Below are 19,157 nucleotides of genomic sequence, written 5' to 3'. Positions count from 1 at the left end.
TGACTTTCCTGAAGTCCGTACCATTCGATTTGACTTTTAAATAGGAAGCAACTGGTTTTTAAACCATGTTGTGCGATTCATTTTTGTCCCTGCGGGACGAAAAGGTAGAGCAAGAGGATAGCGCGCAAGCGCGGCGCTATTGATTCATTTTCCTTCGGAAAAGCACTGTTCATAAGGGTTCTTGGGATCTAAAGGAATTTGAGCTCCAATGGTTTTTGGTGAAAAAATGGATAAAGGATACGAAAAAGAACGGTTCGCGGCCATGAAGGTCAAAGTCTCAGTGGCAAGGAAATTCAGGAGTTTTTCCAAACGGCAAGGGAAGTCACAGACCATGACCTTGTTGGCCATGGTGGAATTCTTTGAACACAATGGGATCTCACCTGATGAACGGATGCACGAGACCATAGCAAGCCTGAAATATTTGATCAAAAGACGTTTCAATTCAATGGTGGCTATCATGCGAAGTATCGAAAAGGAGCAGACTTTGCCAACTGTAAGTATGATTCAGGCGCTCTTTGAACAGGAACTGGAAACGGAGGTGGGCGAAGAATGGGAAGGTGATTTCGAATTTTTTGAGAAGCAACTGACGGAGATAAATACCCCAACCGATCCAGAGCTATTGGATAAAGAGACCACAGTTCCCAAAATCCGGTATGTCCGATTGGAGGAACGAATGGAAGAGCTGAAGGAGGATTTCGCCTATGTGTTGGACCATGTATCGGAATACTATAACCGCTTCGGTAAGGATTACCTTAAATTGGATCTAAATCCTGGGGCCATCGAAAAATACCGAACAAAACTCAAGAATATGTAAAAAGGGATTTCGCCACTTCACAAGAAAAACCGGGAAAGAATTACAGTGTTTTTCTTTACAAAGTATTCAGGATATGCATAAACATAACAGTGTTTTAGCACTTTTAAAAGGTATTCAAATTTTATTAGATAGATGAACAAAGTTTAGATTTTATATCTTCATCAGTGTCAAGACTTACAGGTTCATGAAGAGCGTGGTTGTAAATTAGCTTATAACAGCATAAAACAGAAAATGGATAGTCCATATTTAAGAGTCAATCAAGAACCAAAATCCTTTCAATCAGAGCTGCAAAAGATAAAAGATAGTCAGAGGATAGGGATTTATAAACTATATTATTTTGAAAATGGGCATCCCAAAGTAATACCACGTCTTTTTAATAATGACAAAAACGGGATTCTGTACATAGGAATGACCGAGGTGCCATTGGTTAAAAGAGTATCCAATCTTCAAAAAGCACTTTTTGACAACTCCAATGTAGATGGATCAGGGCCCGTATCTTCCGGTCATACTCAAATGGGAAGGAAATATTATCGAATTCGAAATAAGATTAATATTCAAGACCTCTTCATCCAAATATTTCCCAATGATTTTCCCAAGAAATCGGAATCTATAGAATTGGAAAAATATGTTAGTGAGTTTGCTGAGTTACCTCCCTTAAATGGCCAATACGGTTCATTTGACCCGGAGGATTGGTCAATATTTTCTTAAGTCAATATTGATTATCAAAAGAACAATTATTTGAACTAATAGAACTTCTATTTATTTAGAAGTTTTTCCATATAATTAATCTTGTCCTTTTCAGCTTGAAGAAGACGTGTAGATACCCCGATCTTTAGGACAGTTTCTCTACAAAACTAATATAATTATCAAGCTGCTCTCTTGAATAGATCAATGGGTCTTTCATAGTCGATGGACTGGTGTCTTCTTTCATGGTTGTAATATTCAAAGTACTCTGCCAATAACAGATAAAAAACTTAGTGACATCAAACTCTGTTTGAGGTTAGAAGAGAATATAATAGATCCGTACTTGAGCAAATACAATGCCTTGAAAAACGAAATCAAAAACAACCCTTCCTTGCCGCTATCGGTCCCAACGAGAATGTACAAACCAGATATTTTGATCCAAAATGCTAAATCCGATCTTGAAACTTCAAACTTCAATCCCAGCTATCAGTACAAGGATATAATCTATACCACGAAAGGGGTTTTAAACATAGAGGTTTCAAAACAGATGGTTCCCAGGGCACTTCGGTTCATGAATGCATTGATCAAGTTACTCCACAAGAGAGGCCATGATATAGTTGTCGAAGAATATATAACCTATGCTATCATATTTGACGAAAAAATCAATATAAAGTGTCGTGAAAAATCAAAAAGGGTTATGGTCAAAAAAGAGAGATGGACAAATTATGAATACCACCCAAGTGGCATTTTAAAGTTTAAGATGGATGCTGATTACTCTGCAACAAAGAAATGGACGGACAATAAAAATGAACTTTTGGAAGAACAGCTCGTCAAAATTCTGACTAAATTGGAATTGACTGCCAAGGAGCTGAAAAAAGAAAGAATTGAAAGAGAGGAACGGCGTAAACGATACTTGGAAGAACAAAAAATAGAACAGCAGCTTCAAGCACTAAGAGACAAAGAATTGAAAGCCATGAAGTCACTTTTCAAGGACATGAAAAGACATGAAATGACAACCCAGCTCAGAAGTTATATCCAAGATTTTAAAAGGTATCATGAATCCAAGGGTGAACTGACCGAAGAAATTTTAAAATGGCTGGAGTGGGCGAATGAAAAAATTGAATGGTTCGATCCGATGATAGAAAAAGAAATACTCCTTTTAAAAGGTATCAAACGAAACTCTTTTATTGAAAGTCAAGAAAAACATTCAAGCATGTTCTATCCCTGATCAAAGGATAAATAGAAACTTCTGGGAAAGAAAGGATTGGTGGTCAAAATAGATTTTCAAAATGACCGATATTATGCCAAAAAATATGACCTGAATTACTTTTAATCCCAATTGTTTTCAATTGAAAAAAAATCTAGTGCAGGGGGCGCAAATGAGCAAATGTTGTACCTATGTTGTACCCGAACAAAAAAAGCTCCCCAAAATTGAAGAGCTTTTCCTTGAAATTATTTAAATGAAAAAGTGCGGGTGAAGGGAGTCGAACCCCCACGCCTTGCGGCACCAGATCCTAAGTCTGGCGTGTCTACCAATTCCACCACACCCGCTTTTTCAATATTTTATGAACTTTTCCTTGTCTAGATCCTAAGTCTAGCGTGTCTACCAGTTCCACCACACCCGCAAAAGGGAGTGCAAATATAAATCAATTTTCCGATTTGCAAACCGGCCTACTTTAAAAACTTGTTTTTTGTACTTTTAGTGTCCTTTTTAAAACATATATGGAACAACTAAACAACTACATCAACACGCACAAAGACCGATTCATTAACGAGCTTATTGAACTTCTAAAAATACCTTCCATCAGTGCAGACCCCGCATATTCCACGGATGTTTTGGAAACGGCAAAGGCCGTTAAAAAATCACTGGAGGATGCCGGTTGTGACAACACGGAAATCTGCGAAACCAAGGGTTATCCCGTGGTTTACGGGGATAAAATCATCGACCCCAACCTACCTACAGTATTGGTCTATGGCCACTACGATGTGCAACCCCCGGACCCTATGAATCTTTGGGATTCCCCTCCTTTTGAGCCGGTGATAAAGAAAACCGATCTACACCCAGACGGCGCCATTTTTGCGCGGGGTGCCTGTGACGATAAAGGTCAATTTTTTATGCATGTGAAAGCTGTGGAGTTCATGATCAAGAACAACCAGCTTCCCTGCAATGTAAAATTCATGATTGAAGGTGAGGAGGAAGTAGGAAGCGATAGTTTGGAGGATTTCCTAAAGGAAAACAAAGAAAAATTTAAAAACGACATTATCTTAATTTCCGATACGGGGATGATTTCCAACCACACTCCATCCATTACCACTGGACTCCGAGGACTGAGTTATGTTCAGGTGGAAGTGACCGGGGCCAACCGTGATCTTCATTCCGGGATATATGGAGGTGCCGCACCCAACCCTATCAACGTATTGGCCAAGATGATTGCCTCACTGCATGATGAAAACAACCACATTACCATCCCTGGGTTTTATGATAAGGTTGAAATCATTTCGGATGAGGAACGTGCGGAAATGGCCAAGGCCCCCTTCAATTTGGAAGCCTATAAAAAAGCCCTCGACATTGATGATGTACATGGTGAAAAAGGCTACACCACCACCGAGCGTTTCGGAATCCGGCCTACTTTGGATGTGAACGGCATTTGGGGCGGCTACACGGGCGAAGGTGCAAAAACCGTAATCGCTAGCAAGGCTTATGCTAAAATTTCAATGCGATTGGTGCCCAATCAAGATTGGCACGAGATTACTGACCTGTTCACGAAGCATTTTACGTCCTTGGCCCCAAAAAGTGTTAAGGTGAAAGTGACACCACACCATGGTGGTCAGGCGTATGTCACCCCAATTGACAGCGATGGCTACCAAGCAGCTTCCAAAGCTATGGAAACCACTTTTGGCAAAACCCCGGTGCCGCAGCGCACAGGTGGTAGTATTCCCATCGTGGCACTTTTTGAAAATGTTTTTGATAGCAAGACCATTCTTTTAGGGTTTGGGTTGGACAGCGATGCCATCCACTCCCCCAACGAACATTTCGGGGTCTGGAATTTCCTAAAGGGCATTGAGACCATCCCCTATTTTTACAAGTACTATACTGAAATGGCCAAAGGCTGATTTTTCAATTATTACATATAACAAAAAAGCCACTTAAAAGTGGCTTTTTTGTGTTGATTATGTAACAAATCACCCCAAATCACGTTCTAATAAACAACCTGCCCTGAGCACCTGCCTGTCTGGCAGACAGGTAGGAAGCCCAAGGGTCAATCAAAGAACACTATCATGCTACAACGATTTTTTATCTTCTGCTCGGGAGCCGACACCCTTATTCTTGAAACCTGTTCCAACGGGGAACGAAACAAATACGCTGGTATTGGCGCCACCGTTTTCTTCACGGCCATCATGGCGTTTATCGCCAGCGGTTATGCACTTTACACAGTTTTTGACAATATATTCACCTCCATTTTCTTTGGTTTGATTTGGGGACTATTGATTTTTAACTTGGACCGATACATTGTCTCCACCATAAAAAAACGTAACAATTTTAAGAGTGAATTGCTCCAAGCGGCACCACGAATTGTTTTGGCCATCATTATTGCCGTGGTGATTTCCAAGCCTTTGGAAATGAAGATTTTTGAAAAGGAAATCAATCAGGTGCTATTGAAAGAAAAAAACGCCATGACCTTAAACAACAAAGAACAATTGGCCCTGCAATACACTCCAAAAATTGAAAGTCTAAACCAAGACATTGCTTCGCTAAAAAATGAAGTAGCCACCAAAGAGGCAGAGACCAATGCGTTGTACGACACCTATATTTCTGAAGCCGAAGGAACCGCAGGAACAGGTTTGTTGGGCAAAGGACCCGTCTACAAAGAAAAGCGAGAAAAGCATGATGCGTACTTGGCGGAATTGAACACCTTAAAAGAGACCAACGCCGCTAAAATTGAAGGCCTCGAAGCTCAAATTGCCGCTTTGGAAATTGACTACAGCACCGCCGTCTCAAATTCTCAACCGATTATTGATGGTTTTGATGGGCTTATGGCCCGCATCAATGCATTGGGAAAATTGCCGTGGTTTCCTTCGTTCTTTATCTTTTTATTGTTCTTGGCGATTGAAACCGCTCCCATTATTGCTAAACTGTTGGCTCCAAAAGGGGAGTACGATTACAAATTTGAAGAGCAGGAAAGCGTCGTGGCCACATGGGTGACCCAAAAAGTGGCACAACGCAAATTGTTGATGGCCACTGATGGTGAAATCAATACACAAATCTATGCTGACATTAAGAGCGAAGAAGAGCTCTATCGCTACAAAAAAGAAAAGGCAGAAGAGTTGCTCCGATTACAGGCCGATTCTTTCCACAATGTGCAGGTAAAAGGCTTGTAGCAAACTTTGAATCTTCCCATTTATCAATCCAAAACCCCCTTCCGTCAATTGGACTTTGAATAGGAAGTGAAATTTCCTGAAATTCACTTTTATCCGCTGACAGGGGATATCGTCTAAAAATGAAGCAAATGAGTAAAATAATTGGAATCCTAATTTTATCAATGACACTGTTTTCTTTCACCTACGTAAAATTGGGTGGATATATAACTCTGTTTGAAGATTCGAGTAGTGCTAAATACTATAAATATGGAAAAAGCCATTACTTTGAATATTTTGATAATAACAGAGAAATTATTAACCGAAAAGAGTATTTCGTAAGATATAGAAAATATGGTTGGGGAGATATTGACACAACGTACTATAGAAAAGGAACAGACAACTACTACCATATAGATAAAAAAACTCTTGAGGAGTCTATAGCTCTTCCAATCAGTCCAAAGCTTGGAGATAATTGGATTGAAAATGACAAAAGTTGGAGTTACGAAGTTATTGCCATAAAACAGAAATTTAAAACGCCTGCAAAAAGATATAAAGACTGCATTAAAGTTCATTGCAAGCAATTGACCAATAAGAATAAGGAAAAGAGCAAAGAATATTTTCTGTTTTATTCACCTGAATTTGGATATGTAGGAAATGTAGATTCAAAAGGAACAATTTTGAGTTATCTGAGCGAAATAAAACTGAATGCCAAAAAAGGAGAAAAAATTGGAGGAAAACAATAACACTAAAAATACCGTCATAAATTATCGCTTAAGAATTTAATCACTGAAATCCCTCTAACTTTTATCATCCTAGATACTCTGAGAACAATCATATCGGATTTTCACCACAACAAATCAATCCACAATACCCATATTTTTTAAGAGAAAAGAGGCGTTCATGTTTTGGCACACCCCTTCTTTGAATTTATAATCGAAGAAAAGCTCCCCATTTACAATCTGGGCATCAAAATATTTGTTTTCCACTTCCGGAAGTTTATCTGCCAGGGTGCAAAGGCTTAAATCGTGGGTGGCCACCATGCCGGTTGACCCATTTTTCACCAAACGCTCAATGAATTTCTTGGAGCCTTCGGCCTTGTCCACACTGTTGGTCCCTTTCAAGATTTCATCCAGAATCACAAAACCATCTGCTTTTACCAATTCTTCCACAATGTATTTTAGCCGTTTCAGTTCTGCATAAAAATAGGAAGTCTCATCCGCCAATGAATCCGAAGAACGCATGCTGGTCAACAAGCGAACTGGGGCGTACTGCACTTCCTTTCCTTTTACGGGCAACCCCATATTCGCCATAACAATCTGAAGCCCAATCGCGCGCAAAAAAGTGCTTTTTCCGGCCATGTTGGCACCTGTGACGATGCAAAAACGGCCTTTTCCTAGCTCAAAATCGTTTAAAATGTTCTTTTTAGGGTCCACCAAGGGATGACCCACTTCTTTTGCTCGCAACACAACATTACCCTCAACCAAATTTGGATACGAATGGTCAGGGTGATTAAACGCATAGGTGCCTAAGGTAATATAAGCATCAAACTGGGCAATGGCCGAAAACCACTCCTCCACCTCATCGCCATAGGTTTCAATCCAAACTTCTACACGATGCGCGAAGTACAGGCTCCAAAGCAAAAAACCCTGTCCGAACAGCAGCACCAACAGATTGTTCTGTTGCTCAAAATTGTCCAACCTACGACTAAAGTTTTTCAATATTTTGGAGGTCTTTTCACCTATAATGTCCAGTTTCTTTTGAAGGTCCTGCAAGAGTTCCGAAGAAAATGTTTGCCCTTCCAATTCAGAAATCAATTTTTGGTGTTGCTGGATAGTTTCCTGCGCTTCGGACACTTGAACCGCAAACTTGAGAATGCTCTTGGAATAGCGACCGACAATGCCAATACCCACAAAGTACCAGATGACCACCAAACTTTCGGGGACCTGACCCAAAAAAGCCAATGCCATCAATACAATCGAAGTCAATCCGAAAAGTGCTGTCACCATTCGTGTCCGCTTTGGCGTGAAAGGTTTATGGTTTTTCATCCAGTTGGACACCAAATCTGGAGAAATTCTAGGCTTGGTTTCCCCAGCCAATGCTGAAAAATGTTGTCTCCACTCGGGCAATTGGGCCAATTCTTGGATGGCTTCTTGTTTTTTGGCAATATCCTTCGGATTACCATCCAATAAAAGTCTTGAAAACACTCTTGTACCCTGAACCAAAATCGTTCTGTTGGTGTATTGATAAAAGGACCCTTTGCCAAACACATCCAAATCCTGCGCATAGGGATGGTCAGGTTGCAAAAATTCTTTCCCGTCTGGCAAATGGTGATAACGGCGGGCCAAAATTTCCAATTCGGTATTATTGATATCAATCAACCGTTGTACATAGTGTTTGTGACGCTTTACTTCTACAAAACGCAACACCATATACACAAACAACACCAGACCCAAGGGAGCCAGCACATAAACCGTTGTTGTTCCCCAGAAAAGGTAAATGCCCAGCGCCAAAGCCGCAAAAATTGACAAACGAAAAGTGGCCAATAACGCCAAATTCTTTTTTACCCGTTGTAATTCTGCCTCATGCTTGTCTTTCTGGGAGGTGTAAAAATGCTGTAAATCCACCATCTATTTTCCGGCGCTATTATGCAATTCTTGTTGCAATTTTTTGGTTAGCCCACCCACCACAAGTTCATACGAATGATCCACCAGTTCCAAAATCAATTTAGCAGGCAGATTTTCCAAGAAAAGGGTGTTCCAATGTTTTTTGCTCATGTGATATCCCGGAATGATTGCGCCGTCGTATTCTTCCCGAAGTTCCACGGCCCGCTCTGGGTCGCACTTTAAATTGCATTGGGGAGGAAGTCGTTCTAAAGCAACCAGGGCAAACATTTTGCCCATGACCTTGAACACCAACGTATTTGCATCAAAGGGAAACTCCTCCGCAACTCCTTTTTTGGTGAGACAATACTCGCGAAGTTCCTCTACGTTCATATCTAGATGCCTTGTGAATCGTACACAATCACCTTTTCCCATAAATCTTTGCACTCTTCGATAAAAACAAGATGGGGTTCTTCTTCTTGGTAGGCCGCTTGTGCTTCGGCCGATTCAAAGGAAAGAATCAAGGAGTAGGTGAAGGAATCATCCACTACATCGCGAATGGCTTTTGGCGGTGTACCAATGAATTTGGTCTTGGCGTATTGCGAATTGTCCAGAAACTTCTTCAACGAAGCCTCAAACTTGGCCTTATCGGCCGCATTGTCCGGATTTTTAAACCAGAAATATACCACGTGGGTAAAGGTGTGGTCAAAATTGCTCATATCGTTTTTGATTTGTACACAACTGGAGGAAACTATTCCCACCAAAAATAGTATGATGATTCTTGTTTTCATGCTTGTTTATTGTTCTATGAATTGTTTTTCTCTGTTTGAAATTTCCAAGGCGGAGTAGTCCAAGGTCCAACCAATGGTCTCTACAATTTTCTCCACTACCAAAACGGCCTGCAAGGCTTCTTTCCGTGCAGTTTCCATCAATCCGCTTTCCGGAATTTTCTGTTTGATATGTTCCTTGGCCTCTTGGTTCAATTTGGTAAGGTCATTGGGTGAAAAGCTGTTAAACAGCCCATTTTTAATATCATAAAATTGTAAATCAGGTTCAATGGACAAGACTTCCGGCTCTGGAAAATTACGCAATATGATGCGTTTATTTTGGGTGTCGGCAGATAAATCCAACTTCGCAAGATCGTACCCAATATGCGCTTGGGCCTTCACCACAATGAGTGCTTTTTTCTTGCTTCGAAAAAGACTCATAAAGCTGTCCTTGGTGTTTTCGTAATGATAAATTTCGGCAAAATCACCTTCCACCGAAACCAATTTGCATACATTCCTAATCTTATCCAACAACACAGTGGATTGCTGTTCGGTGATTTCTTTGTTCTTCTTTTTTCGGAACAGGGAGTACACCCAATACATGAGTATTGCGCCCAATATTATGCCGAGAATGGTATCAACTATTTCACCCATTGGTTAAAGATATAAAGTTTGGGGACAATCCTTTATTCCAAAATCTTATAAAGAATTGGCCTGCTTGGACTGGCATCATTCTCAATGGGTGCTACTTGCAGGTCTAAAAAATAGGTGCCATCCACCACTTTGTTGGGCACATAAATAAATTCCGTAATGGTAGCTTTTTCCCGTGGTTTGCCCTTGACGTTCCAAAAAGCTTTATGGGACAACAATGCACCTGTATCCCGTTCTTTGTCCACTGAAGGCAAATCTATTAACAAATGCTGCACTCCTTTTTTCACCAAATATTCCGCTGCTGCCTCCAGCAAATAAGGCGGATTGGCATCTGAATATTTGCGGGAACGTTTATCCTTAAGGTTGGGCAGCGTCCGAATCACCACGGCTTCCCGTTTTTTGTTACCCAAGGCGTATTTGAGTTGTTTTTCGGAAATGACAAAGTCTTCGCCTTCCTGTTCTGGGGCCACCGTGATAACCTCGGCTAAAAAGAAAAACTGCTTCAATTTTTTGTTGACGGAATGGAACGCCTCAGTAATATGACCCAAGCACTCTGTATGCGTAACATGGCTATGTGGGTTGAACCAAATGTCATTGAAATTTACGGGAGCCCCTTCCGAAACCTTGCCCACAAATCCATCTTGTTTGTGAGGTTCTATTTTAGGTGGACCCAAGTACCAAGCGTTGACCCCTCCTTCTCCATCCATTAGGGGAATGGAAATATCCAAGGGCTTGGTCAAATCAATGGTGTACTTTCTGGAGTTGTGTTTTATGGTGGCTATCATGTATGTTAAAGTTGAACCAGTAATTAAATCAAATCAATTGAAAAATGCAATAAATAAGGCTTTTTTGATAAACGTTGTCCATTCCATTAAAAGTCTTCCACGTTTCTAGCGTAAATTTTCTTTTGAACCATCTTTGGGCTTGGTATCTTTGCAAACCATGGTTTGTACAACAAATCTATCCAGAACGTAGGCGGTCATACAAGAAAAGTAATAAAAGAGAGTTAATCCTGAAGTGTTAAGTCGATTACGAAATAGCAAGTTCACAAAATTCCTTTGGGGATTAATGGGTCTTTACCTACTCAACATTAGTGTTGACTCAGCAGACCCATACCCGGAACATATTCCAGAAGATTTGTCCATCAACGATCAAGAAAGTATTGTAGAAATTTTAGTTGAAAAGGTTTTAGGTTTTGAAAATGCCTTCGAAGAGTATGATGATAATGACACTGAAGACCACAATAAGAAAAAGAATGTAAAAATTGACCTGCTGGTTCATGAGACCAAAACAAAGGAACATATTCGTGGTCAACTCGTTGAAAAGAAAAAACTATTTTCTGCCCATGAAGCCCGGTTAACAAATGGTTTCAAAAAAATAGACAGTCCTCCTCCCAAAGTTTGATTTGTTTTTGCAACTCTTTTATCCCATGACCAAGAAGGACATGGGCAATTCTCAATACTTATAAAACAAATCAAATATGAACATCAAAAAATTATTGATGTCAATCGGTGTATTGGCATCATTCACAAATGTTTTCGCTCAAATTACTGATGCAGAAAAAGATAGTCTTTACATTCAACAAGTTGAAGATCAGAAGGAACCAGACAAGGTTTTACATGCTGAGCCGCTATATATTGATTTAATCCGTGATTTAGGTGCCAGAAAAGGTGAAAAGGAATGGAACTTGGGTTTTGGGCTTACCGACAATCTACAATTTGATTCTTACGAAGCACTTATTGAATATGAGTGGGCTCCCATAGATAGATTAGGTTTGGAAGTGGAGCTACCCTTCACCTTTTATTCACCTGTGAATGGGTCTGCCAACAATTCCGTTCCCTCTAACCAATTAAACAGTATAAAAATAGCCGCCCAATGGTCCGTTTTGGTGAGTGAACCCATGGCCACTTCAATGGCAATCGGTTATATAAACGAGTTTGAGCTTTCGGATTTTAGTAGATTTGGAAAACCCTTTTTAAAAGGAAATGTTTACAATCCATTTTTCGTGGTCGCCAAACGATGGGGCAATAATTTTCACTCGTTGATATACACAGGCCCAATGATTGAACAAAGTTTTAGTTCCAACACGTTTCATACCTCCTACGACATCAATACTAGTTTCCACTATATGATTTCGGGGACGAGGAACTTTATCGGAATTGAATTTAACAAAACCATGAGTGGGGCAGACTTTGACATGACAATGAGACCTCAAATGCGTTTAGGCATTGCAGACAACTTACTGATTGGTATTGTAGCAGGAATTCCTGTAAATCGCGAAAATGAGCGATTAAGTTCTTTTGTTAGATTGATTTGGGAACCGGGGCATAAAAAATAAATACAGTTTTCTGTGCCGATTAGTTCTAAGGAATCCCGAGATGCTTTGCATCATTAAAGTTTAATGTGCGCGGACAAGGGCAGGCCGTTTACTGCTCTGTCCCCGCACTTCGCTTTTATGTGTATTGGACAACACCTTTTGAACATTTCATTAACCTATGGATAAAAAGAATTTAAATTTACTACTGCAAGAAAAACAAATCACTTGCAATCCCATCCGCTAAAAACTTGCCTTTTTTGGTGGTGAGCAATTTCCCTTCTGTGAGCTGAAGCAAACCCTGCTCCAAAAATCTTTGGGATTGTTGGTTTAGGTAGTCCACGTATTTTGTGCCGAACTCTGTTGTTATCCGTTCCAAAGAAACGCCCCAAATGGTTCGAAGTCCGGTCATCACGTATTCGTTGTAGCGGTCGGTTTGGGTCAAGGTTTCGGTTTCGTTCGGTAACTCCCTCGCTTCTATGGATTTGATGTATTTGACATTATTCCGAACATTCCAGCTTCGGTGTTGCCCATCAAAGGAATGCGCTGATGGGCCAATCCCCAAATAGGTCTTCCCCAACCAATACGAAGTATTGTTCTTGGAAAAATAACCCGGTTTTCCAAAATTGGAAATCTCATAATTGACGAATCCGTTCGCTTCCAATGTATCCACCAAAATATGGAACTGCTCTTGCGCCTGCTCGTCATCCACATCGGGGACAACCCCTTTTTCGATAAACTTTTTAAGGGCTGTTCTGGGTTCCACCGTCAACGCATAACTTGAAATATGGGGCAAGCCAAAATCCAACGCTTTCTGGACGTTGGTTTTCCAACAGTCATTGGACATGCCTGGAATTCCGTAGATCAAATCGATGGAAATATTGTCGAAATACTTTGTGGCTTCCCGTATGCAGTTTTCGGCTTCGCTAGCATTGTGGGCGCGGTTCATCAACTTTAAATCTTCCTCAAAAAAGGATTGGATGCCGATGCTGAGGCGATTGATTGTAGTTTTGGACAGTTGGAGGATTCGATTACTGGACAAATCATCTGGATTGGCTTCGAGGGTAATTTCGGGCTGGTCAATTACTCCGTAATTGCTGTAGACCGTTTGGATCAACTGTTCAATTTCATCATTGGAAAGTACCGATGGTGTTCCGCCTCCAAAGTAAATGGTTTCCACTAGTTCATTGGGCAACTCCTCCTTGCGCAGCTCCATTTCTTTGATAAGCGCATTCACCATGGCTTCTTTCTTTCCCAATTGGGTTGAAAAATGAAAATCGCAATAATGACAAGCTTGTTTGCAAAAAGGGATATGCACGTAGACTCCAGACATCAATCAACAATTATCAATAAGTAATGTACAATAATCATTTGGCACTTTTTGTAGTCTTTAAAATGGAAAACATGATTTTGGAAAGTTCATCTGCTCGTTCTAAGAGTTTATTTATCTTTTCTGTTTTTATATATTCCGAATCCTTCAGAAGCGACAACCAATATTTTACTTCTAAACTTTCTTTGTAAGCTATTGATATTTTGGCTGAAAAATCAGCTGTTGAAATAGCACCATTGGCTTCACTAATGTTAGCTCCTATTGATGTTCCTGAACGAAGCATCTGTTTTGACAACACAAACTCGCGTTTTGAAGACACAATACTTTTATATAATCGGATTGTTTCCAATGCGAAATCATAAGATTTCTTCATCAAGGGATTCTCTTTTTGCATAAAGTAGGTATGTTTGGGTAATTGGATATTGGTTACTGTCAATTGTTTATTGTCAATTGTATATCATCACTTGATTTTATCCGGATTTTGCTTCACAAAAGCTTCCCAACCGGAATAACTTTTCCCCACTTCTACCTTTCCATCATTATAAAAATGGCAAACGGCGGCGGCGAGTCCATCTGTGCTATCAAGATTTTTAGGTAAAGATTTTAATTTTAGGACACTTTGCAACATCTTGGCCACCTGTTCCTTACTGGCATTTCCATTTCCGGTAATGGCCATTTTAATTTTCTTGGGCATGTACTCCGTAATCGGAACTTGCCGAGACAACCCTGCGGCCATGGCCACGCCTTGTGCACGACCCAGCTTTAGCATGGATTGCACATTTTTCCCATAAAAAGGAGCTTCAATGGCAATTTCATCAGGGTGATAGGTATCGATGAGTTCCACAGTGCGTTCAAAAATAAGTTTGAGTTTGGTGTAGGGGTCATCGTATTTTCGGAGTAGCAACTCGTTCATTTGCACAAAGTGCATCTGCTTATTGATGACCTTTATAATGCCAAAACCCATGACAGTGGTTCCCGGGTCAATTCCTAAAATGATTTTTTCTGTTGCCAAATCGTTAGTTGGTGTTAAGTACCAAGGGTAGCCGGAATCGAAGGCTCACTGGGTTCCCTCTTTTTATGGCCGGTGCCACGGTGGTCAGATCATTCAGTTGCGCAGAGATTTTGGTGTTGAAATCTGCTATTTCGTTTAAAACAGCGGTTTTTTCCTCAATATTCAGCACAGAAATGAACCCGTGCTCATCAATCACAAAATCGATATATACCGTATCGTTTAAATCTTGATCTACTTGAAATTCCAAGCTGTCCAAGGCATTGGAAAAAGAATCCAACATCACATTCTGAAAACACTCGCGCTGGGCTTGTTTGGTGGCAGTTTCATCACAACCATCAAAATGGGGGTATTGGTCCACATCGTTCCAATCAATGGCCAAAAGTTCTTCATTGACCAATTTTTGGGTCTTATCTTCCTGAGACATAAAAAGTTCGCAGGAAACCAGCAAGCCAAAAAAGGATAACAACATGTACTTCCGCATAACAGCCCCGAGAATTTGGCTGAAATTACGATTTTTTGCTGAAGAACGATACAAGATAAAGAGGCCCGAAACAATTTCAAGCCTCTTGCTACCTTAATAAATAGGCTAAAAACTAACCAAAACCTTCCCCCTCAAATAAAACGGAGTTCCAGGAGTAAAATGAATCTCTTCAAAAGAGTTTGGCTCGTTGAACAAACGGCTTTCGGTGGCAAATTGTGTTTCGTTCCATTCGGTGTCGAACAGGTTTTCCACAATCAACCCGAACGTCCAATTCTTCAAGGTATAATTCAGTGTGGCATCCGTAACAAAGTAGCCTTCGGCTACAATGGAATTGTCCTCGTTAGCAGGTCTATCATCAATATATCGATAATTGATTCCACCGGAGAATCCTTCATTATTATTTCCCAAAGTAAGCCCGCCTACCATGGTAAAGTCTGGTGCAAGAGGAATATAATCCTCACCATCGGTCTCCTCGGTGCTTCGAGCATGGGTATAATTCGCATCAGAATACAGATAAAGCCAATCCAAGGGTTGGTACCTAGCTCCTACCTCAATCCCCATCCGTCTGGTTTTTCCACTGGGTTCCACTATGGCCGCATCCCCAACATACACAAACTCTTGATCCAAGAACAAGGTCCACAAAGTGGCATTCAAAACCAGCTTATCAGCAGGTTTTATAATAGTCCCCAAATCCACCCCGTAGGCGGCCGGTAAGATATCTTCGCCCTCATTGGCCACTACCACTCTTGTATCGTTGGAGTGAAACCCGATTCCCGTTTTTAGGAAAATTTGCGTGTTTTCGGTAGGGCTGTAAATAGTATTGAACTTTGGACTAAAAGCCACTTTTTCCTCACTTCGACTGTCATAAAGCTCGCTAAGGTTGTCAACATAATCGAACCTAAAATAATCCAAACGTAGGGCTGGCTCAAAAGTAAATTTTCCCGATTTGAACTCGGCTCCAGCAAAGGCGTAGCCATTTACCTCGTCCACATCGCCAAAGGCCAAACGCTCCAACAATTCTTGACGGTTCAAGGTTCGGGATAATTGATTGTTATCCACATTGTCGTATCGAAAACCAATACCAGTGTTGTATTTAAACTCCATTTCACCTAAACTGGCCGTATTGTTCTGGAAAACAGACTTTGCACCGGCCATCATTCGGTCTTCAAACTGCTTGATTTGATCTCCGTTCACAGGATCTTCCAAGAAAAAGGTAAAGTTGGAATACAGCTCAAAATCGTAATGCGAAACAAAAGCTATTGTATTAAGCGATTTTCCCGTCCCAAGATTCTTGTTGTGATTCAAAACAAAGTTGGTTCGGCTCGTTTGTCCGCCCTCGGTATCATCAATGGCGCCAAAACGACTGATCAAACCTTGATTCACCGCACGTTGGGGTATTTGTCCCGATGCATCCCACTTGCTGGAAAAGTGCGAAGCCGTCAAAAGCAACTCCTGATCACCGGGCAAAGCATAACGGTATCTTCCCAAAATATTGATACGGTTAAAGTTCTGTGGCGATTCAAAGGGTCCATCGGTCAAATACAGTTCCGAAGCTAAATACGCATTGCTGTTTTGGTTGTCCATCACATTGAGCATGCCCATAAACCTTTGTGCACCAAACTGGCCCACTTCAGTAGACAACGTACTTTTGTCCAGACTTTTTCTCAGCTTTAGGTTGACATAACCCGCCGTATTAAAGTTACCTTGATCAGCATAATAGGGTCCTTTTCCAAAATTGACATTTTCAATGGTCTCTGGAATCACAAAGTGCAGGTCGGCATATCCTTGCCCGTGGGCATGTGAAACCATATTCACTGGCATACCGTCCACATTGATGGCCACGTCGGTTCCGTGATCCACATCAAAACCCCGTAAAAATATCTGCTCCGCTTTTCCTCCTCCCGCGTGTTGACCAATGATCAATCCAGGAACCTTCCTCAAAATTTCTTGGGATGATTTCACCGGATTGGTTTTCACATCCACATCCACCAATTTGCTCATGGCGTTTACTTCGGATACCAAAACCACTTGATCTAAGGAGATGGAAGCTTCCTTTAAGGTTATCGTTATCGGATTTTGTAGGTCGGATGTACCCACCACCTTGGTTTGAGTGGCATATCCTAACCTAGAAAAATAGATGGTATCATTTACCGAAGTTCTGTCCAGAACAAAATGCCCCGTACCATCGGTATGGCTATGTTGACCACTGGTCTTGTTAAAAATTCCAGCATCTTCTATTGGAGAATCGGCCTCGTCCACCAATTTTCCTTTTACGTTTTGTGCAGCAATCTTGCTCATGCAAAGCATGCACAGTGCCGCCATAAAATATTTCATGTCGTTGTTTTTTAATTTGAATTGTGTGAAAAAAATCTCTCTAATTCATCAAAAAATCATCTTGGGTCATGCTGAACTCTTGCTTGCCGTCAGGCACAGCGTTTCAGCATCCCACAACCCCTATTCTGATATTTAGGGTGACGAATTCAATAGGTATTTGAAAAATTAGTTCGGCTTACTTCAACTAAATTGGGGAGGAGGAGAAATTACACTTAGACACCAAAATGAAGTCATGTTTTGATATGCCCAATTGTCATTACTGATGGGTTGCGTAATTATTTTGGAATCAACGGTAGTTTCATCCAATAAATGTTTGTCCAGCTTTAGGCTGATATCGTCTTTCGATTCTTGTTCATCAGGCTCATTGACCTTCAACAACTCTTTTAAAGCCTCCAAAGTTTCGTGGGAGTGGCCTGCCATGGCTTCCAAAGAAGAGTAGTCTATATCTTCATGATCGTTGGTAAAACTATGGTGATGTGTTTTAGGCCCAATAATATGCGATACTTCGTGCAAAGTTTCCAACACCAATCCGTTAAAAAGACCCAGCAGGTAAAACAGACACATCGTAACGCACCCCATTTGGATAAGTCTAGATTTTGCAAGCCCCCTATTTGTTTTCATGATTGTGTTGTAATCGGTTTCAAAGTTACCTACGAAAAATATAAGGGTAGGGTTTTATTTTGATTTTGTTTGTAACAATTGTCAACTACATTTGTCTAACAGGCAAACACTACCATGGACATTGCATTGCTTATTTTGGGGTTTATTTTAATGCTAGTAGGTATTCTGGGCAGCTTTTTGCCCGTTTTGCCCGGTCCGCCCATAAGCTGGGTTGGGTTATTGCTACTTTATCTGACCAAAGCAGTACCTGATAATTGGTGGGTGCTTGCAATTACCTTTATAATTGCTATTACCATTACTATTTTGGATTATGTAATACCCGCCATGGGCACTAAAAAGTTTGGGGGTAGTAAAGCGGGCATGTGGGGAACCATAATCGGGCTTATTATTGGCCTCTTCCTTCCGATTCCAGGCGGTTTCATCATTGGAGCATTTCTCGGAGCTTTTGTTGGGGAGCTCTCAAACAATATTGACCAAAAAAGAGCTCTAAAGGCTGCTTTTGGTTCGTTTTTAGGTTTTTTAACGGGTACTTTTATGAAATTTTTGGTCACACTTCTCTATGCCATTTTCTATGTGTTTATAGCAATTAAGTATGCAGGCGACCTATTTTCTTTTAGTTAATCCAACCACACCACTTTATCGGTAATGGGTGTTCTTGTAGATGGAATCACCTCGCCATCAAAATAACCCATGTAGAAAAAGCCCAGACATCTTTCACCTTCATTTAAATTGAAGAACTCATCCATATATTTAATAAGTCCGGGAGAAGACCAGTAACAGCCAAGGCCCAATTCCGTGCAACACAACCACATATTTTGAACCGCCATGGCCACTGAGGCAATTTCTTCCCACTCCGGAAGACTTTCTTTTGGGTCCCGCTGCATACAAATCGCAATAACCGCTCCTGAATTGGATGGGTTGAACTGTAATTTTTTAATTTTTATCTGTTTCGGATTAGGATCCGTTTCCTCATATTTATTTGAAAGAAAAATACCTAGCTCCTGTTTTTTGTCGCCCGTTAGCACCTTAAAACGCCAAGGTTCGGTCTTCTTGTGGGTAGGGGCCCAGTTGGCCGCTTCCAAAATCTTTTCCAAGGTCTCTTTGGCGATGGGCCTTTCAATATATTGTGGAGGGAAAATACTCCTTCTCTGTTTGATCAAATCAAAAATCATAGCTTTTCTTTACGTTGA

Annotated in this window: 21 protein-coding genes and 1 tRNA gene; 9 read left to right on the top strand and 13 right to left on the bottom strand. The window is 40.8% G+C overall.

Features of this window, described 5'->3' with window-relative positions:
- The first annotated feature begins 226 nt into the window (after positions 1-226).
- The 3 genes from AB1A65_RS06625 (at position 227) to AB1A65_RS06615 (ending at position 2,726) form a co-directional block, all read left to right on the top strand.
- Positions 227-814 (top strand): BfmA/BtgA family mobilization protein, encoded by a 588-nt coding sequence (locus AB1A65_RS06625; protein ID WP_366586981.1) that lies wholly within the window; start codon positions 227-229, stop codon positions 812-814.
- Between the two features lie 231 nt (positions 815-1,045).
- On the top strand, positions 1,046-1,522 hold the full coding sequence (locus AB1A65_RS06620; protein WP_036382240.1) for a hypothetical protein: 477 nt from the start codon (positions 1,046-1,048) through the stop codon (positions 1,520-1,522).
- A gap of 547 nt (positions 1,523-2,069) precedes the next feature.
- Positions 2,070-2,726, top strand: a complete 657-nt coding sequence (locus AB1A65_RS06615) for a hypothetical protein (protein WP_366586979.1) — start codon at positions 2,070-2,072, stop codon at positions 2,724-2,726.
- 241 nt (positions 2,727-2,967) lie between these two features.
- Here AB1A65_RS06615 and AB1A65_RS06610 read toward each other — a convergent pair.
- A tRNA-Leu gene (locus AB1A65_RS06610) sits at positions 2,968-3,049 on the bottom strand.
- 171 nt (positions 3,050-3,220) lie between these two features.
- Between AB1A65_RS06610 and AB1A65_RS06605 the strand changes: the two genes are divergently transcribed.
- The 3 genes from AB1A65_RS06605 (at position 3,221) to AB1A65_RS06595 (ending at position 6,600) form a co-directional block, all read left to right on the top strand.
- Positions 3,221-4,612: a dipeptidase gene (locus AB1A65_RS06605; RefSeq protein ID WP_366586976.1), complete on the top strand. Its 1,392-nt coding sequence runs from the start codon at positions 3,221-3,223 to the stop codon at positions 4,610-4,612.
- Positions 4,613-4,777: 165 nt separating this feature from the next.
- Positions 4,778-5,878, top strand: coding sequence for a DUF4407 domain-containing protein (locus tag AB1A65_RS06600; protein WP_366586974.1), 1,101 nt, complete (start codon positions 4,778-4,780; stop codon positions 5,876-5,878).
- Positions 5,879-6,006: 128 nt separating this feature from the next.
- On the top strand, positions 6,007-6,600 hold the full coding sequence (locus AB1A65_RS06595) for a hypothetical protein (protein WP_366586971.1): 594 nt from the start codon (positions 6,007-6,009) through the stop codon (positions 6,598-6,600).
- Between the two features lie 114 nt (positions 6,601-6,714).
- On the opposite strand, the gene AB1A65_RS06590 is transcribed toward AB1A65_RS06595, so the two are convergent.
- Genes AB1A65_RS06590 through AB1A65_RS06570 form a run of 5 tightly spaced genes read right to left on the bottom strand, consistent with a single transcriptional unit; the run spans position 6,715 to position 10,660 of the window.
- Positions 6,715-8,484, bottom strand: a complete 1,770-nt coding sequence (locus AB1A65_RS06590; protein ID WP_366586969.1) for a DNA mismatch repair protein MutS — start codon at positions 8,482-8,484, stop codon at positions 6,715-6,717.
- Positions 8,485-8,850: an MmcQ/YjbR family DNA-binding protein gene (locus AB1A65_RS06585; protein WP_366586967.1), complete on the bottom strand. Its 366-nt coding sequence runs from the start codon at positions 8,848-8,850 to the stop codon at positions 8,485-8,487.
- Positions 8,851-8,852: 2 nt separating this feature from the next.
- Positions 8,853-9,248 (bottom strand): Dabb family protein, encoded by a 396-nt coding sequence (locus AB1A65_RS06580; protein ID WP_366586964.1) that lies wholly within the window; start codon positions 9,246-9,248, stop codon positions 8,853-8,855.
- A 6-nt stretch (positions 9,249-9,254) separates the two neighbouring features.
- On the bottom strand, positions 9,255-9,878 hold the full coding sequence (locus AB1A65_RS06575) for a DUF4230 domain-containing protein (RefSeq protein WP_366586962.1): 624 nt from the start codon (positions 9,876-9,878) through the stop codon (positions 9,255-9,257).
- A gap of 32 nt (positions 9,879-9,910) precedes the next feature.
- The gene (locus AB1A65_RS06570) at positions 9,911-10,660 is read right to left on the bottom strand and encodes a cyclase family protein (protein ID WP_366586960.1); all 750 of its coding nucleotides are present in this window, start codon (positions 10,658-10,660) and stop codon (positions 9,911-9,913) included.
- A 283-nt stretch (positions 10,661-10,943) separates the two neighbouring features.
- Between AB1A65_RS06570 and AB1A65_RS06565 the strand changes: the two genes are divergently transcribed.
- Together AB1A65_RS06565 and AB1A65_RS06560 are read left to right on the top strand one after the other, a co-directional pair.
- The gene (locus tag AB1A65_RS06565) at positions 10,944-11,279 is read left to right on the top strand and encodes a hypothetical protein (protein WP_366586957.1); all 336 of its coding nucleotides are present in this window, start codon (positions 10,944-10,946) and stop codon (positions 11,277-11,279) included.
- 76 nt (positions 11,280-11,355) lie between these two features.
- A complete protein-coding gene (locus tag AB1A65_RS06560; protein WP_366586954.1) occupies positions 11,356-12,213 on the top strand; it encodes an HAEPLYID family protein in 858 nt (285 codons plus the stop codon).
- A 181-nt stretch (positions 12,214-12,394) separates the two neighbouring features.
- Here the strand turns inward: AB1A65_RS06560 and hemW are convergent, their stop codons facing one another.
- The 6 genes from hemW to AB1A65_RS06530 all read right to left on the bottom strand — a co-directional run bounded on the left by hemW (position 12,395) and on the right by AB1A65_RS06530 (position 17,967).
- Entirely contained in the window at positions 12,395-13,522 is a 1,128-nt protein-coding gene (gene hemW / locus AB1A65_RS06555) for a radical SAM family heme chaperone HemW (RefSeq protein WP_366586952.1), read from the bottom strand.
- Positions 13,523-13,556: 34 nt separating this feature from the next.
- A complete protein-coding gene (locus AB1A65_RS06550) occupies positions 13,557-13,913 on the bottom strand; it encodes a four helix bundle protein (RefSeq protein ID WP_366586949.1) in 357 nt (118 codons plus the stop codon).
- A gap of 66 nt (positions 13,914-13,979) precedes the next feature.
- The gene (gene ruvC, locus AB1A65_RS06545; RefSeq protein WP_366586947.1) at positions 13,980-14,531 is read right to left on the bottom strand and encodes a crossover junction endodeoxyribonuclease RuvC; all 552 of its coding nucleotides are present in this window, start codon (positions 14,529-14,531) and stop codon (positions 13,980-13,982) included.
- Positions 14,532-14,535: 4 nt separating this feature from the next.
- Positions 14,536-15,012 carry a hypothetical protein gene (locus AB1A65_RS06540; RefSeq protein WP_366586945.1) on the bottom strand — a complete coding sequence of 159 codons (477 nt, stop codon included), beginning with the start codon at positions 15,010-15,012 and terminating at the stop codon, positions 14,536-14,538.
- Positions 15,013-15,117: 105 nt separating this feature from the next.
- The gene (locus tag AB1A65_RS06535; RefSeq protein ID WP_366586943.1) at positions 15,118-17,346 is read right to left on the bottom strand and encodes a TonB-dependent receptor; all 2,229 of its coding nucleotides are present in this window, start codon (positions 17,344-17,346) and stop codon (positions 15,118-15,120) included.
- Between the two features lie 180 nt (positions 17,347-17,526).
- A complete protein-coding gene (locus tag AB1A65_RS06530) occupies positions 17,527-17,967 on the bottom strand; it encodes a hypothetical protein (protein WP_366586941.1) in 441 nt (146 codons plus the stop codon).
- Positions 17,968-18,081: 114 nt separating this feature from the next.
- On the opposite strand from AB1A65_RS06530, the gene AB1A65_RS06525 reads away from it, so the two are divergent.
- On the top strand, positions 18,082-18,588 hold the full coding sequence (locus AB1A65_RS06525; RefSeq protein ID WP_366586939.1) for a DUF456 domain-containing protein: 507 nt from the start codon (positions 18,082-18,084) through the stop codon (positions 18,586-18,588).
- Here the strand turns inward: AB1A65_RS06525 and AB1A65_RS06520 are convergent.
- Positions 18,585-19,139, bottom strand: coding sequence for a nitroreductase (locus AB1A65_RS06520; RefSeq protein WP_366586937.1), 555 nt, complete (start codon positions 19,137-19,139; stop codon positions 18,585-18,587). The genes AB1A65_RS06525 and AB1A65_RS06520 overlap by 4 nt on opposite strands.
- Positions 19,140-19,157: the final 18 nt, after the last annotated feature.

The sequence above is a fragment of the Allomuricauda sp. ANG21 genome (assembly GCF_040705235.1).
Lineage (GTDB): Bacteria > Bacteroidota > Bacteroidia > Flavobacteriales > Flavobacteriaceae > Flagellimonas > Flagellimonas marina.
Note: the sequence above shows the minus strand (reverse complement) of the source record. Positions and strands in the feature narration are given on the sequence as shown.

Coding starts and splice junctions, on each gene's coding strand:
- AB1A65_RS06620 (WP_036382240.1), top strand. CDS start 1,046: ATGGATAGTCCATATTTAAGAGTCAATCAAGAACCAAAATCCTTTCAA.
- AB1A65_RS06550 (WP_366586949.1), bottom strand. CDS start 13,913: ATGCAAAAAGAGAATCCCTTGATGAAGAAATCTTATGATTTCGCATTG.
- AB1A65_RS06560 (WP_366586954.1), top strand. CDS start 11,356: ATGAACATCAAAAAATTATTGATGTCAATCGGTGTATTGGCATCATTC.
- AB1A65_RS06585 (WP_366586967.1), bottom strand. CDS start 8,850: ATGAACGTAGAGGAACTTCGCGAGTATTGTCTCACCAAAAAAGGAGTT.
- AB1A65_RS06520 (WP_366586937.1), bottom strand. CDS start 19,139: ATGATTTTTGATTTGATCAAACAGAGAAGGAGTATTTTCCCTCCACAA.
- AB1A65_RS06600 (WP_366586974.1), top strand. CDS start 4,778: ATGCTACAACGATTTTTTATCTTCTGCTCGGGAGCCGACACCCTTATT.
- AB1A65_RS06565 (WP_366586957.1), top strand. CDS start 10,944: ATGGGTCTTTACCTACTCAACATTAGTGTTGACTCAGCAGACCCATAC.
- AB1A65_RS06615 (WP_366586979.1), top strand. CDS start 2,070: ATGAATGCATTGATCAAGTTACTCCACAAGAGAGGCCATGATATAGTT.
- AB1A65_RS06540 (WP_366586945.1), bottom strand. CDS start 15,012: ATGCGGAAGTACATGTTGTTATCCTTTTTTGGCTTGCTGGTTTCCTGC.
- AB1A65_RS06590 (WP_366586969.1), bottom strand. CDS start 8,484: ATGGTGGATTTACAGCATTTTTACACCTCCCAGAAAGACAAGCATGAG.
- AB1A65_RS06525 (WP_366586939.1), top strand. CDS start 18,082: ATGGACATTGCATTGCTTATTTTGGGGTTTATTTTAATGCTAGTAGGT.
- AB1A65_RS06625 (WP_366586981.1), top strand. CDS start 227: ATGGATAAAGGATACGAAAAAGAACGGTTCGCGGCCATGAAGGTCAAA.
- hemW (WP_366586952.1), bottom strand. CDS start 13,522: ATGTCTGGAGTCTACGTGCATATCCCTTTTTGCAAACAAGCTTGTCAT.
- AB1A65_RS06575 (WP_366586962.1), bottom strand. CDS start 9,878: ATGGGTGAAATAGTTGATACCATTCTCGGCATAATATTGGGCGCAATA.
- AB1A65_RS06535 (WP_366586943.1), bottom strand. CDS start 17,346: ATGAAATATTTTATGGCGGCACTGTGCATGCTTTGCATGAGCAAGATT.
- AB1A65_RS06580 (WP_366586964.1), bottom strand. CDS start 9,248: ATGAAAACAAGAATCATCATACTATTTTTGGTGGGAATAGTTTCCTCC.
- AB1A65_RS06605 (WP_366586976.1), top strand. CDS start 3,221: ATGGAACAACTAAACAACTACATCAACACGCACAAAGACCGATTCATT.
- AB1A65_RS06530 (WP_366586941.1), bottom strand. CDS start 17,967: ATGAAAACAAATAGGGGGCTTGCAAAATCTAGACTTATCCAAATGGGG.
- AB1A65_RS06595 (WP_366586971.1), top strand. CDS start 6,007: ATGAGTAAAATAATTGGAATCCTAATTTTATCAATGACACTGTTTTCT.
- AB1A65_RS06570 (WP_366586960.1), bottom strand. CDS start 10,660: ATGATAGCCACCATAAAACACAACTCCAGAAAGTACACCATTGATTTG.